Below are 12267 nucleotides of genomic sequence, written 5' to 3'. Positions count from 1 at the left end.
CGCTAGCGGCGCCCCTCTTGGGGTGCGGGCGCGGGATCATTGCCCTGATTTCCATCGCGGTTCTCTCCGCGTCCAAAAGCGCGGTGAGAGCGTTCGAATGCAGCGGTCAGGCGATCGGCAAGGGCGTTACGCTCGTCGGGTGTCATCTGGGACAGACGTTGCAATAGGGCCTGTTGCAGCGCGCCCTGCATCGCAATATCCGATGCATTTTGCCGCTGAAAAATCGCCTCGAGCACGGCAGGATCGAAATCCGCGCCGCGCAGGGTATCCATCATCAACACCCCATCAGCGCGCATATCGCGCGGCGACATAATGTCGGGATTGCGACCACTGCGCACAAAATCCAGCACTTCGTCGCGGTCTTCGGGGGTCAGCGCGCGCGACAGCGGGCCGACGGTCAGCATTTGCATATTAGCCGGTGGTGCGCCCCCCGCGACATGACGTTTAAGGCTAAGAACACCGCCCACCCCGACCCCGACAAACAGCAGGTTCAAGGTCAGCGATCCAAACAGCAACCAGCGTGTCCACCCCTTTGGCGTGGCTGAGATTTTTCCCTCAGTCATCAATCATTCCTCCAATAGGGCATAGACATCCAGATCCTGATAGAGCGGCACCGTGATCGCGGCCGAGGCTTGGCCCACCCCGATCACCTGCGGCAGCACCGCCCCGATCCACAGACCGCAAACCGCTGCGGCGCACAAGGCACCAAGGGCGGAAAACTTTTGCATCATGTGGCGTGGGGCGGCGGGACGCGGCGGGGCAATGTCATTGGCGGGGCCCGCCGGCATCGCCGCAAGCGCGCCTTGCTGCACCGCGGCCAAAAACCCCTCGGGCAGTTCAATAGGTTTCGCGGCAACATCATCAAAGACCTGTTGCAGGATTTTATCATCTGATGCGTTACTCATCTGCGAATCCCAATTCCTCTTTTCGCCCATGCAAGGCGGTGGCCAAGGCACGGCGGGCGCGCGCGGTCAGGCTTTCGACCGCCTCGATTGTAATATCCATAATCTCGGCAATCTCGGGGTTGGACAGCCCCTCGAGGTGGCGCAGCGCGACGGCCTCGGCCTGTCTTGCAGGTAGGGCCGCCAAGGCGTCGGACAAGGCCTTTTCGCGTGCAATATGCAGCAAACGCGCCTCGGCGGATGGCGCGGGATCGACCGGCTCGGCCGCCTCGCTATCCACTGCCATGATCCGCCTGCGGCGCAGACGGTCCGTGCATAGATTGGCAACCACGCGATACAGCCACGAGCTGACCCGCGCCTCGCCATAACGCCATGTGGGCGCGGCGCGCCACAGACGTAACAGGGCCTCTTGCGCGACATCTTGGGCCTCGGCCGCATCGCCCAGCATCCGATAGGCCTGACCATAGGCCCGCGGCGCAAGGCGCGCCGTCAGCGCACCGGCAGCCACGCCATCACCGCGCGCAAAAGCGGCCAGCAGCTGCGCGTCTGCGTCAAGGCGCTGCGGCTCGGGCGCGGAAAAGCGGAAGAGTTGCTGCATCTTCACCGGTTGCGATTTCCCCATCGGGCTGGCCCGAGAATACCTGATTCCCGGGCCTTGCACCATGCGCATCGCCTAGTCGCGCGGGCCGCGATCATCGCGGCGGTCTTGATGGTGGCCTTGGTGGCGGTCTTGGGGCATCTCACCCGCGGCCCCGCGCATCCCCCGGTGCATCTCGCGCAGGCGTTCGGGCGCGGCGGCATATTCCTCGGCCGAGATTGCGCCATTGCCATCGGTGTCCAGCGCTTGGATCATGCGCGCGATGCCGGGACCACGCGGACCGCCATGCATCGGGCTACCCTGCATCGGGCTACCCTGCATTGGACCGGCCTGCATCGGGCCGCCGTGCATGGGGCCATCTTGCATCGGGCCGCGCGCGCGGCCTTCGGGGGCGCGGCCTTCGGGGGCATTGGCGTGGCCACGGGGGCCGGGGCGACCCTCAAAGCCGCGCTGCATCGGTGCAGCGGCGATTTCCTCGGCCGACAGCACGCCATCGCCATTGCTATCAAGGCGGGCAATCAGCGCATCGGCACGGGCCAGCGCACGGGCTTGGCGCAGGCTTTCAGGTGCAGCGGCCAGTTCCTCGGGCGAGATAGCGCCATCGCCATTCGTGTCAATCGCGGCGAAACGTTCGGCGGCACGCTGAGACTCCATCGCGTCAAAGTCAGCGGCGTCGATCTGACCGTCACCGTTCACGTCCAGCACCTCGAACGGCGGCAGGCTGAAGCCGCGCGGGGCCGCATCGGACCCCGCCTCGGGCGCTGCCTGAGGGGCGGGTGCGGGTTGCGCCGAAGCGGTCGTGCCAAAAGCGGCGACAGCCAGCGCGGCAACAGCGGTTGCAATTGCGCCAGAGGCAATCAGTTTATAGGCCATGTGCTTATCCTTTCGCGTTTTGCGCGGGTGTTCCAAAGACGATGTTTTGCCTTTGAACTGCCCTTAAAACGGCGGGTGCGGATTTTTCCGTCGCGGGTTGCGCGAAATATCTGACTTTCCCCCGCGTTCCATCAGGCGTAAAGCCGTGGGCATCCGTATTTGAAAGGTCTGCAGATGACCGCAGAAACGATTACACCTCCCCAACCGATGACCGCCGAGCGCCCGATTGGCCCCGCCCTGTCACGCGGCTGGCGTCGCCGTTGCCCCGCTTGCGGCAAGGGCAAATTGTTGACCGGCTATCTGAAGGTTGCCGATCACTGCCCCGCTTGCGGCGCGGAAATGTTTCACCAGCGCGCAGATGATGGCCCCGCCTATCTGACAATCCTGCTGGTCGGCCATATTATGGCGGTCGCGCTGCATATCGTCTGGTCGGCCTTTCGGCCCGCGCCGATTGTCATGGCCTTGACCTTTTCAATTGGCGTGGTGCTGCTGGCGCTGTATTTGCTGCCGCGCATCAAGGGGGCGTTCATTGGCCTGCAATGGTCGCGCAAGATGCACGGCTTTAGCGATAAGCTGCCCGATTAAAAAGGCATCGCATGGGCGCGGTGGGTCTGTTCGATCGCGTCCAGCACATCGCTGCTCAGGCGCAGATCGTAACCGGCGAGTTGCACCTCGAGCTGCGCGGCAGTGGTCGCCCCGAGGATCGGGATCAACGGGAACGGACGGCTGCGCAACCAGGCCAGCGCCATTTGCACGGGGTCTAGCCCCGCGCCCGCTGCGATATCCAGATAGGCCTGCACCGCATCGAAGACGCGCGGCGTCACGCGCCCGCCCAGATCGGCCACCAGCGAGCGACGCGAGCCTGCGGGAATGGCGCCGTTTTGATATTTGCCGGTCAGCAATCCCGCTGCCAGCGGTGAATAGGCCAGCAGGGTCACCCCCTCGTTCACCGCAACTTCGGCCAGATCGGTGTCGAACAGCCGGTTCAGCAGCGAATATTCGTTCTGGATCGTCAGCACGCGCGGCGCGCCTTGCGCATCGGCGCGATCCACCCAGCGCGTGGTGCCCCAAGCGCTTTCATTCGATAGACCAAAGGCGCGGATTTTCCCCTCGCGCTGCAGATCTTTCAGCGTGCCCAGCACCCCATCCATATGCGCGATATTGCCCGCCGGGTCCTGCCCAGAGGGATCATAGCTCCAGTTCTGGCGAAACGCATAAGAGCCGCGCTGCGGCCAGTGGGTCTGATAGATATCAATGGTCTCTAACTGCAAGCGGCGCAGGCTGTCCTCGAGGGTGCGGCGGATGATCTTGCTGTCAAACCCCTCGCCGCCGCGCACTTGCTGGCGGCCAACACCGGTGACTTTGGTCGCGATCACCGCATCACCGCGCCCGCGCGCCGCAAGCCAGCGGCCCAGAAATTCCTCGCTGCGGCCGACGCTTTCGGGGGTGACTGGGTTTACGGGATACATCTCGGCTGTATCGAAAAAGGTGATGCCCGCCGCACGCGCCATATCAAGCTGGCGAAAGCCCTCGGCCTCATCGGTTTGATTGCCAAAGGTCATATTGCCCAAGGACCAATCCGATACCACGATCCCGCTTTTGCCCAGTTCCAGCTGTTTCATCCGTCATCCCTTATGCGTTTCCCGCACACTAGGTGGCCCAAAGCGGGATGCAAGCCGATTGCGCTGCCCTCTGGCCCTTTGGAACGACTAGGGGTAATCAATGACAAAATTAGCGGCGGACGGACTATGGCACGGCATCTTATCACCTCGGCTATTCCCTATATCAACGGGATCAAGCATCTGGGCAATCTGGTGGGAAGCCAGCTGCCTGCGGATCTTTATGCGCGATATCAGCGGGGGCGCGGTCATGAGGTGATGTTCCTCTGCGCAACCGATGAACACGGCACGCCCGCCGAGATTGCTGCCGCCAAAGCCGGTAAACCCGTCGCGGAATACTGCGCCGAGATGCATGATGTGCAGGCCGAGATCGCGAAAGGCTTCCGCCTGTCGTTCGACCATTTCGGCCGCTCGTCCAGCGCGCAGAACCACAAGCTGACCCAGCATTTCGCAGGCGTTCTGGCCGAGCGCGGCTTTATCCGCGAAGTGACCGAAATGCAGATGTATTCGCCGACCGATGGCCGCTATCTGCCCGACCGCTATATCGAGGGCACCTGCCCCAATTGCGGCTTTCCCGACGCGCGCGGCGATCAATGCGACAATTGCACCAAGCAGCTTGATCCGGTCGATCTGATTAACCCGCGCTCGGCGATCTCGGGCGCGACCGATCTGGAAATGCGCGAGACGAAGCACCTCTACCTGTGCCAAAGCCAGCTGCAGGACAAGATCGCGGCATGGATCGACAGTAAGACCGACTGGCCGGTGCTGACGACCTCGATCGCAAAGAAATGGCTGACGGATGGCGACGGGCTGCAAGATCGCGGCATCACGCGCGATCTGGATTGGGGCATTCCGGTGAAAAAGGGCGATGCGGACTGGCCCGGCATGGAGGGCAAAGTCTTTTACGTCTGGTTCGACGCCCCCATCGAATATATCGCCAGCGCGCAAGAATGGGTTGATGCCGGTAAGGGCGTGGATTGGGAGCGCTGGTGGCGCACCGACAAGGGCGCCGATGACGTGACCTATACCCAGTTCATGGGCAAGGATAACGTCCCCTTCCACACGCTGACCTTCCCCGCCACGATCCTGGGTTCGGGCGAGCCGTGGAAGCTGGTCGATTACATCAAGTCGTTCAACTATCTGAATTATGACGGCGGCCAATTCTCGACCTCGCGCGGGCGCGGCGTGTTCATGGATCAGGCTTTGTCGATCCTACCCGCTGACTACTGGCGCTGGTGGCTGCTGTCACATGCGCCCGAGACCTCGGATTCCGAATTCACCTGGGACAATTTCCAGATGTCAGTGAACAAGGATCTGGCCGATGTGCTGGGCAATTTTGTCAGCCGCGTCACCAAATTCTGCCGCAGCAAATTCGGCGAAGTCATCCCCGAGGGTGGCACCTGGGGCGCGCGTGAGAACGCCCTGATCGCCGAGCTGACCCAGCGCCTTCAGGCCTATGAGGGCTTTATGGATGCGATGGAGGTGCGCAAAGCCTCATCCGAGCTGCGCGCGATCTGGGTTGCGGGCAATGAATACCTGCAATCGGCAGGTCCCTGGACCACGATCAAAACCGATACCGAGACCGCCGCCATGCAGACGCGTCTGGGTCTGAACCTGATCCGTCTTTATGCCGTGCTATCCGCGCCCTTTATCCCCGATGCATCGGCCACGATGCTGGCGGCGATGAAGACCGCGGATGATCAATGGCCCACAGATATCACCGGTTTCCTGACGGCCCTGCCCGCAGGCCATGCATTTGAGGTGCCCGAGGTGCTGTTCGGCAAAATCACCGACGAGCAGCGCGAAGACTGGCAAGTGCGCTTTGCCGGAACGCGCTAAACCTTACGCGCTAAAAGGATCAGGGCCGCCCCATCGGGCGGCCCTTTTCATTATTGCTGCCAGCTATAGGCGATGACGACATTCGACTGCGTCACCGGCACGATCACCAGACCATCAAGTTCGGGATAGTAATGGTGGTCGGCAAAGCTGAGCATCCCGGTATCAAGGATCGTCTCGGGGGCGCCTTCCTCGGGGATAAAGACCAGCTTGCCGCCGGCGTAATCTGCCGCAAGAACGCCGCCTTCGGCCATATCAACACCGTCGAAAATACCGATCTCGGTCTGGCCGAAATCGCTGATTTCTTTGGATGCGATATTGATCTGCTTGGCATCGCCAATGGGCGAGATATTGGCAAAGCCGTTCGACAGATCGCCCATGCGGACAATGATCAGACGCTCGCCATCCACTTCGATGCCGTTGATACCCGCCAGCGCCGGATCTTGCAGCCACAGGCTGACAGTGCCGTCCTGCAGCGCATAGATCGAACCGGCCATCGTGTCGGTCGCATAGACCGTGCCATCTTCGGCCACATCGATACCGTTCAGCATATTGGTGCCTTCGGGCGCGGGATATTGGGTGACTTCGCCCGATGCTAGATCAACCGTGGCAATCGAATTCACGGTTGCCACATACAGGACGCCATCCGCGATTGCAGTGCCCAGCGGGCGGGTCAGCCCTTCGGCAAAGCGTTCCTCGGCGATGGTGCCGTCGCGGTTCAGTTTCGAAATAAAGCCAGCCGCGCCTTCGGCGTCGCCGTTCACGTTGGTCACATAGAATGCGTCGGTGCCGGGGTCATAAGAGACCGATTCAGGTGCCGTAAAGCCGGTGGTGCGCCACAGTTCGACTGGCTCGGCCGCCATAGCGGGGGCGGCAGCTGCAAACAGGGCGGCGACAGACAGGGACGAGATGAGCTTGTTCATTCTTTCCTCCTTTGGACACGGGTTTTTAGGGCCCGCGCATTCCCGCGCCCACGATAGTGCGACAATCTGACACCCTCTAGCGAAAAATAGTCACAAACCCATGATCGGCAAAAGTTTTCTAGCCATGCGGATTTCGGCCGGTATGATGCGGCCATACATTTTGGGGGGAAGATCATGCGGAAGACGGCTTTGACATTCCTGCTGGGCGCGCTGCTTGCAGGCCCGGCGGCGGCCTTGACCTGCGGTGATACCGCCGCAGGTTTTGGCGCGTGGAAGCGCGAATTTGCGCAATATGCGGCGCAAAACGGCGTCGGCGCGCGAGGATTGGCGGCGCTCGATAGTGCGACCTATGCGACCCGAACCATTAACGCCGACCGCAACCAGCGCAGTTTCCGCTATGAGCTGGACGAGTTCATGCGCATTCGCGGCGGCGACACCATCGTCGCCCAAGGTCGCCGCCAGATCGAGAATAACCGCGATTTCTTTCTGCAACTGGAACTGACCTATGGCGTTCCCTCTAGCATCATCGTCGCGATCCATGGGATGGAGACCGGCTTTGGCAATTTCATGGGCGACAGCAACGTGGTCTCGGCGATCACGACGCTGGCCTATGACTGCCGCCGCCCCGCATTCTTCACGCCCCATGCGCTGGCCGCGCTGCAATTGGTGGATCGCGGCGCGATCAGCCCGAATTCCACCGGCGCGATGCATGGCGAGCTGGGCCATACCCAATTCCTGCCCGGCAATATTCTGGCTTACGGTGTCGACGGCAACGGGGATGGCATCGTCGATATGACGAACCGCGCAGATTCGCTGTATTCCACCGCGAATTTTCTGCGCCAAAAGGGCTGGCAGACCGGCCAGAGCTATGCCGAGGGTGGCCCGAATTTCAGGGTGATCCAAGAATGGAATGCGGCGGGCGTCTATCAGCGCGCCATCGCCCTGATCGCCAGCCGCATCGACGCCTGATCGGTGCTTAGGCGCGCTGTTTGATCAGGCTGGGACGCGCCTGTGCCACGGCGGCGGTGATCACCGCCGTCAGCACCGCTTTGATGATATCCCCCAGCAAAAAGGGCGTGGTCATCGCCAATGCGCCGATAAAGCTGGTCTCTAGTTTCCACCACATGCCCAGCGCGCCGATGAAATTCACGATCACCACGCCGCTGATCAGCGCGCCTGTCAGCACGGCAGGCAGGCTCATGGGCGCGCGGAACTGGCCCGCGATCCAGCCGGTGACGAATGCGCCGATGGGAAAGGCGACCAGATAGCCAATCGTCGGCCCCATAAACACCCCCAGACCGCCGCGCCCGCCCGATAGCAGCGGCAGGCCCAGCGCGACCAGCGCCAGAAACAGCAGCACCGCCAGCGCGCCACGTTTTGGCCCCAGAACGGCGCCCGCCAGCATGATCCCCATGCTTTGGGCCGAGATCGGCACCCCATTCAGCAAGGTCAGCGCCGGCACAAAGGCCAAAGCCCCGATCAGCGCGGCAAAAAGGGCGATCATCGCAAGATTGCGTTCCAACATGGGCTCCGTTCAGGTCTGGTCGCGGCTATCGCTGTCAATGGCACCGCGGGCGCGCAATGCTTCGCCGACCTGATCGGCTGCGTCAATCGCAGAAAGGGCCAAAGGCAGCGCCAATCGCCACCCTGCCCGCTTTGTGCTGCGCGCGCGCCAAGCCATGCGCATCTGGCCCGCCCGGGCGGAAAGCTGCGGGACAAAGCTGATCACCAGCGCCGCCGCCGTTGCGATCTGGCTGCGCAGTCCTGCGGGCACGCCAATGCGGCGCAAAAGGCCCGCGATCACGCGCATCATCTCTTGCAGGGGCGTCGTCATGGTCACCAGATTGGCCGCCGCAACCAGCGTGATAATGCGCCCCGCGATCAGCAGCCCGCTGGTCAACGTCCCGAACACCGCGTGCCAGACCACGATCACCACAACGAATATCCAGATCGGGCGCAGCAGCCGCATCGCCTGCCGCATCAGGGCTAGCCCGCCAATCATATGCAAGATCAGCACGGCGATGGCGGCGATCGCCAAGGTCAGCGGCGAAAACGCCAGCATCACCACCACCATAAACACCGCCAACGCCGTCAGCTTGAGGGCCGCCGGCAGGCGATGGAAGGGGGTCGGAACTTCAGTGGTCAGGCTCAGCATCGGCGCGCTCTTGCATATCGGCGATATAGGCGGGCAGCACGGTATTGGGCGGGCCGTCCAGCAGCACTTGGCCGCGATCCAGCCAGATCACGCGATCATAACCCGCCAGCGCCTCGAGGTCATGGGTCACGTGCAGCACGTCCTGCGGCAGATCGCGCAGCACGCGCAGCAACCGCAGCCGCGTCACCAGATCAAGGCCCGAGGTCGGCTCATCCAGCACGATCAATTTCGGCTGCATCGCGATCACGGCCATCAGGCACAGCAATTGCTTTTGCCCATGCGACAGCGATTGCACTGCCCGGCCCCGCCACGGCTGGCGCTGAAACTGTGCCAGCACCGCGTCGATACGGGCCTCGGCCTCGGCCTTGGGCAGATGGCGCAGGCCAAAGCCCATTTCCTCGTCCACGGTCGGGAAGATGATCTGGTGATCGGGGTTCTGAAAGATCACGCCGACCAGCTCAATCGCGCGGGCGCGTTGGCGCGCGATATCGACGCCTTCCAGCCGCACCTCGCCCTGATCGGGGGCGATCAGACCCGCCGCAAGACGCAAAAGCTGCGATTTTCCCGCACCGTTGCGACCGACAACGCCAACACGATGCTGCTGCAACGTCAGCGAAAAACCGGTGAACAGCGGCGCATCCGACGGGCTATAGGTTAGCGATTTGAAATCCAGCGTGACGGGCGCCATTTAATGCGCGGTCTCGGCGTGGTCGTGATGCTTGCACAGGTCATGGTTGCCCAAAACCTCGATCACGCGGCAATCGGCGATGGTGGTATGGGCGTCCTGCGCGATCATACGGGCAAGCTCGGCCTCCAGAGCCTGCAACCGGCTGATCCGGTCGCGCACCTCGGCCAATTGGCGCACCGCGATTGTGTCGACCGCCGCACAGGAATGGTCGGGCTGGTCGGACAGGCTGAGGAGTTCGCGCACATCCTCGAGCGGGAAGCCCAGATCGCGCGCGTGGCGGATGAACCGCAGCCGGTTCAGCACGTCAGTGCCATAAAGCCGCTGGTTCCCCGCGCTGCGCCCGACATCGGGCAACAGGCCGATCTGTTCGTAATAGCGGATCGTCGGCACTTTGACGCCCGCCGCTTTCCCCAACTTTCCGATCGTCAGCATGATTTACCCCTTGAACCTCTAGTTGCTAGAGCAATTAGTTTCCTGATTCGATGAAAGCAAGACCTGAAGGCGGCACGACTCGGATGACGACACATGAATGGAATATCACCGGCATGGATTGCGCCGGTTGCGCGCGCAAGATCAAAACCGCGGTCGAGCGTTTGCCCGGCACCGCAGATGTCGAGGTGACCGTCATCAGCGAGCGGCTGAAACTGGCGTTGCAAGGCGGGGCCAATGCGGCGGATGTGGAAAGCACGGTGCGCGATCTGGGTTACGGGATCGCGGGCGTGAAAAAGCACGACCATGAACATGGCCACGGCCACGGCCACGATCATGACGACCCCGCAGACCGCGACCGCACGTGGTATCAGACCGGCAAGGGTCGCCTTGTGATCCTGACGGGCGTGCTGCTGGCACTGGCTTGGGGGGCCGAATGGCTGTTCCCGGCAGTGGGACCGCTGGCCTTTACACTCGCCTGCCTGACCGGGCTGATCCCCGTCGCCCGCCGCGCCACTGCCGCGCTGCGCACGGGCCAGCCCTTTACGATTGAAAGCCTGATGACCATTGCGGCCGTGGGCGCGCTGTTCATCAACGCCGCCGAGGAGGCCGCGCTGGTGGTGTTCCTGTTTGCCGTAGGCGAAGTGCTAGAGGGCGTTGCGACCAACCGCGCGCGTCAGGGCATTCGCGCGCTGGGGCAGCTTGTCCCCCGCACCGCCCTGCGCGAACACGGCAATCACACGCATGAGGTGCCCGCCGCATCGCTGAACATCGGCGATATCATCCAGGCCCGCCCCGGCGAGCGGATCGCCGCAGATGGCGAGATTATCGAGGGCACCTCGGGCATTGACGAAAGCCCCGTCACCGGCGAGAGCATACCCCGCACGCGCGGCCCCGGCGAGGATGTCTTCGCAGGCGCGATCAACACCCAGGCCGCCCTGCGCATCCGCGTCACGCGGCAGGCCAGCGACAATACCATCGCCCGGATTATCCGCTTGGTCGAGGAGGCCGAAGAGGCCCGCGCCCCGACCGAACGGTTCATTGACCGCTTCAGCCGCTGGTATATGCCGCTGATCGTGTTGGCCTCGCTGTTGGTGATCGTGGTGCCGCCGCTGGCGATGGGACAGGATTGGGGGACATGGGTCTATCGCGGCCTTGCCCTTTTGCTGATCGGCTGCCCCTGCGCGCTGGTGATCTCGGTCCCCGCATCCATCGCCTCGGCCATGGCGGCAGGCGCGCGCAACGGCCTGCTGATGAAAGGCGGCGCCGTGATCGAGGCCGCCGCCGCCATCCGCACCATCGCCTTTGACAAGACCGGCACCCTGACCGAGGGCACGCCCAAAGTCACCGATATCATCCCCCTGACCGCCAATGTGGACGAGGTGATGTCCGTCGCTGCGGCGGTCGAGCGTGGCTCCTCGCACCCCCTCGCCGGTGCAATCCTGTCGCGGGCAGCGGATCTGCCTGTGCTGCCGGCCAGCGGCGCGCGCGATCTGACCGGCATGGGTGTCACCGCCGAGGTTGCGGGCGCGCCCGCTTTTGTAACCTCGCCCCGCACGGCACTGGCGGATGGCGTGATCGGCACGGATGTGATGGAGCAAGCCGCCGCGCTGGAGGCCGAGGGCAAGACCGTCGTTACCGTCTATCGCCGCGGCGCTGCGCTGGGTCTGATCGCCATGCGGGACGAGCCGCGCGCGGATGCCGCCGCAGCCATCGCCCGTCTGCACGCAATGGGGATCAGCACCACCATCCTGACCGGCGACAACCCCCGCACCGCCGCCGCGATTGCAGAAACGCTTGGCACGGCGTTCCGCGCCGAAATGCGGCCCGAGGATAAGCTGACCGCAATCCGCGATCTGTCGGGGGCGGGTGGCGTGATGATGGTCGGGGACGGCATTAACGACGCGCCCGCGCTGAAACAGGCCAGCGTCGGTGTGGCGATGGGTGGCGGCACGGATGTGGCGCTGGAAACCGCCGATGCGGCGATCCTGCGCAGCCGTGTGCAGGATATTCCGGGCCTGATCGCACTCGCGCGCGCGGCGATGGGGAATATCCATCAAAACGTCGCGCTGGCGCTGGGGCTGAAGGGAATTTTCCTTGTGACATCGGTGCTTGGTTATACCGGTCTTTGGGTGGCGATCCTTGCCGATACCGGCGCAACCGTGCTGGTCACGCTGAACGCGCTGCGCCTGCTGCGGTTCTCGCCGGACAAAAAGGGGTGAATTGCACCTGCCGCGCCCCAAG

The 12267-nt window shown here is 63.2% G+C and carries 14 protein-coding genes; 4 read left to right on the top strand and 10 right to left on the bottom strand.

The window, feature by feature from the left end:
• Positions 1–2: 2 nt before the first annotated feature.
• From KVU_RS02875 to KVU_RS02860, 4 genes are read right to left on the bottom strand one after another with little or no spacing between them, the layout of a single operon-like run.
• Entirely contained in the window at positions 3–563 is a 561-nt protein-coding gene (locus KVU_RS02875; protein WP_013383830.1) for a periplasmic heavy metal sensor, read from the bottom strand.
• 3 nt (positions 564–566) lie between these two features.
• Positions 567–905 carry a hypothetical protein gene (locus KVU_RS02870; RefSeq protein ID WP_013383829.1) on the bottom strand — a complete coding sequence of 113 codons (339 nt, stop codon included), beginning with the start codon at positions 903–905 and terminating at the stop codon, positions 567–569.
• Entirely contained in the window at positions 898–1524 is a 627-nt protein-coding gene (locus KVU_RS02865; protein WP_014537579.1) for a sigma-70 family RNA polymerase sigma factor, read from the bottom strand. The genes KVU_RS02870 and KVU_RS02865 overlap by 8 nt, the downstream gene beginning before the upstream one ends.
• Before the next feature lie 51 nt (positions 1525–1575).
• Complete coding sequence (locus KVU_RS02860; protein ID WP_013383826.1) at positions 1576–2373, bottom strand: EF-hand domain-containing protein; 798 nt, start codon at positions 2371–2373, stop codon at positions 1576–1578.
• A gap of 174 nt (positions 2374–2547) precedes the next feature.
• Here KVU_RS02860 and KVU_RS02855 point away from each other — a divergent pair, with 174 nt between their 5' ends.
• Positions 2548–2958: a DUF983 domain-containing protein gene (locus KVU_RS02855; protein WP_014537578.1), complete on the top strand. Its 411-nt coding sequence runs from the start codon at positions 2548–2550 to the stop codon at positions 2956–2958.
• Here the strand turns inward: KVU_RS02855 and KVU_RS02850 are convergent.
• Positions 2955–3995 carry an aldo/keto reductase gene (locus KVU_RS02850; protein WP_013383823.1) on the bottom strand — a complete coding sequence of 347 codons (1041 nt, stop codon included), beginning with the start codon at positions 3993–3995 and terminating at the stop codon, positions 2955–2957. The two genes, KVU_RS02855 and KVU_RS02850, sit on opposite strands and share 4 nt — an antisense overlap.
• Before the next feature lie 126 nt (positions 3996–4121).
• On the opposite strand from KVU_RS02850, the gene metG reads away from it, so the two are divergent.
• Positions 4122–5831, top strand: a complete 1710-nt coding sequence (gene metG, locus KVU_RS02845; RefSeq protein WP_013383822.1) for a methionine--tRNA ligase — start codon at positions 4122–4124, stop codon at positions 5829–5831.
• A gap of 50 nt (positions 5832–5881) precedes the next feature.
• Here metG and KVU_RS02840 read toward each other — a convergent pair whose 3' ends face one another.
• Complete coding sequence (locus KVU_RS02840) at positions 5882–6751, bottom strand: SMP-30/gluconolactonase/LRE family protein (RefSeq protein ID WP_014537577.1); 870 nt, start codon at positions 6749–6751, stop codon at positions 5882–5884.
• 174 nt (positions 6752–6925) lie between these two features.
• On the opposite strand from KVU_RS02840, the gene KVU_RS02835 reads away from it, so the two are divergent.
• On the top strand, positions 6926–7720 hold the full coding sequence (locus KVU_RS02835; protein WP_014537576.1) for a lytic murein transglycosylase: 795 nt from the start codon (positions 6926–6928) through the stop codon (positions 7718–7720).
• Positions 7721–7727: 7 nt separating this feature from the next.
• Here KVU_RS02835 and KVU_RS02830 read toward each other — a convergent pair whose 3' ends face one another.
• From KVU_RS02830 to KVU_RS02815, 4 genes are read right to left on the bottom strand one after another with little or no spacing between them, the layout of a single operon-like run.
• Positions 7728–8276, bottom strand: a complete 549-nt coding sequence (locus KVU_RS02830) for a biotin transporter BioY (RefSeq protein WP_014537575.1) — start codon at positions 8274–8276, stop codon at positions 7728–7730.
• Between the two features lie 9 nt (positions 8277–8285).
• On the bottom strand, positions 8286–8906 hold the full coding sequence (locus KVU_RS02825) for an energy-coupling factor transporter transmembrane component T family protein (protein ID WP_014537574.1): 621 nt from the start codon (positions 8904–8906) through the stop codon (positions 8286–8288).
• Complete coding sequence (locus KVU_RS02820; protein WP_013383817.1) at positions 8887–9594, bottom strand: energy-coupling factor ABC transporter ATP-binding protein; 708 nt, start codon at positions 9592–9594, stop codon at positions 8887–8889. Before KVU_RS02820 ends, KVU_RS02825 begins: the two co-directional genes overlap by 20 nt.
• Positions 9595–10026, bottom strand: coding sequence for a MerR family transcriptional regulator (locus tag KVU_RS02815; RefSeq protein WP_013383816.1), 432 nt, complete (start codon positions 10024–10026; stop codon positions 9595–9597).
• Positions 10027–10109: 83 nt separating this feature from the next.
• Between KVU_RS02815 and KVU_RS02810 the strand changes: the two genes are divergently transcribed.
• On the top strand, positions 10110–12245 hold the full coding sequence (locus tag KVU_RS02810; RefSeq protein WP_013383815.1) for a heavy metal translocating P-type ATPase: 2136 nt from the start codon (positions 10110–10112) through the stop codon (positions 12243–12245).
• Positions 12246–12267 lie beyond the last annotated feature (22 nt).

Source organism: Ketogulonicigenium vulgare WSH-001 (assembly GCF_000223375.1).
GTDB lineage: Bacteria > Pseudomonadota > Alphaproteobacteria > Rhodobacterales > Rhodobacteraceae > Ketogulonicigenium > Ketogulonicigenium vulgare.
Note: the sequence above shows the minus strand (reverse complement) of the source record. Positions and strands in the feature narration are given on the sequence as shown.

What these genes read in the sequence shown, in the direction of transcription:
- KVU_RS02875 (WP_013383830.1), bottom strand. Translation starts at nt 563, where the DNA reads ATGACTGAGGGAAAAATCTCAGCCACGCCAAAGGGGTGGACACGCTGG.
- KVU_RS02870 (WP_013383829.1), bottom strand. Translation starts at nt 905, where the DNA reads ATGAGTAACGCATCAGATGATAAAATCCTGCAACAGGTCTTTGATGAT.
- KVU_RS02865 (WP_014537579.1), bottom strand. Translation starts at nt 1,524, where the DNA reads ATGGGGAAATCGCAACCGGTGAAGATGCAGCAACTCTTCCGCTTTTCC.
- KVU_RS02860 (WP_013383826.1), bottom strand. Translation starts at nt 2,373, where the DNA reads ATGGCCTATAAACTGATTGCCTCTGGCGCAATTGCAACCGCTGTTGCC.
- KVU_RS02855 (WP_014537578.1), top strand. Translation starts at nt 2,548, where the DNA reads ATGACCGCAGAAACGATTACACCTCCCCAACCGATGACCGCCGAGCGC.
- KVU_RS02850 (WP_013383823.1), bottom strand. Translation starts at nt 3,995, where the DNA reads ATGAAACAGCTGGAACTGGGCAAAAGCGGGATCGTGGTATCGGATTGG.
- metG (WP_013383822.1), top strand. Translation starts at nt 4,122, where the DNA reads ATGGCACGGCATCTTATCACCTCGGCTATTCCCTATATCAACGGGATC.
- KVU_RS02840 (WP_014537577.1), bottom strand. Translation starts at nt 6,751, where the DNA reads ATGAACAAGCTCATCTCGTCCCTGTCTGTCGCCGCCCTGTTTGCAGCT.
- KVU_RS02835 (WP_014537576.1), top strand. Translation starts at nt 6,926, where the DNA reads ATGCGGAAGACGGCTTTGACATTCCTGCTGGGCGCGCTGCTTGCAGGC.
- KVU_RS02830 (WP_014537575.1), bottom strand. Translation starts at nt 8,276, where the DNA reads ATGTTGGAACGCAATCTTGCGATGATCGCCCTTTTTGCCGCGCTGATC.
- KVU_RS02825 (WP_014537574.1), bottom strand. Translation starts at nt 8,906, where the DNA reads ATGCTGAGCCTGACCACTGAAGTTCCGACCCCCTTCCATCGCCTGCCG.
- KVU_RS02820 (WP_013383817.1), bottom strand. Translation starts at nt 9,594, where the DNA reads ATGGCGCCCGTCACGCTGGATTTCAAATCGCTAACCTATAGCCCGTCG.
- KVU_RS02815 (WP_013383816.1), bottom strand. Translation starts at nt 10,026, where the DNA reads ATGCTGACGATCGGAAAGTTGGGGAAAGCGGCGGGCGTCAAAGTGCCG.
- KVU_RS02810 (WP_013383815.1), top strand. Translation starts at nt 10,110, where the DNA reads ATGACGACACATGAATGGAATATCACCGGCATGGATTGCGCCGGTTGC.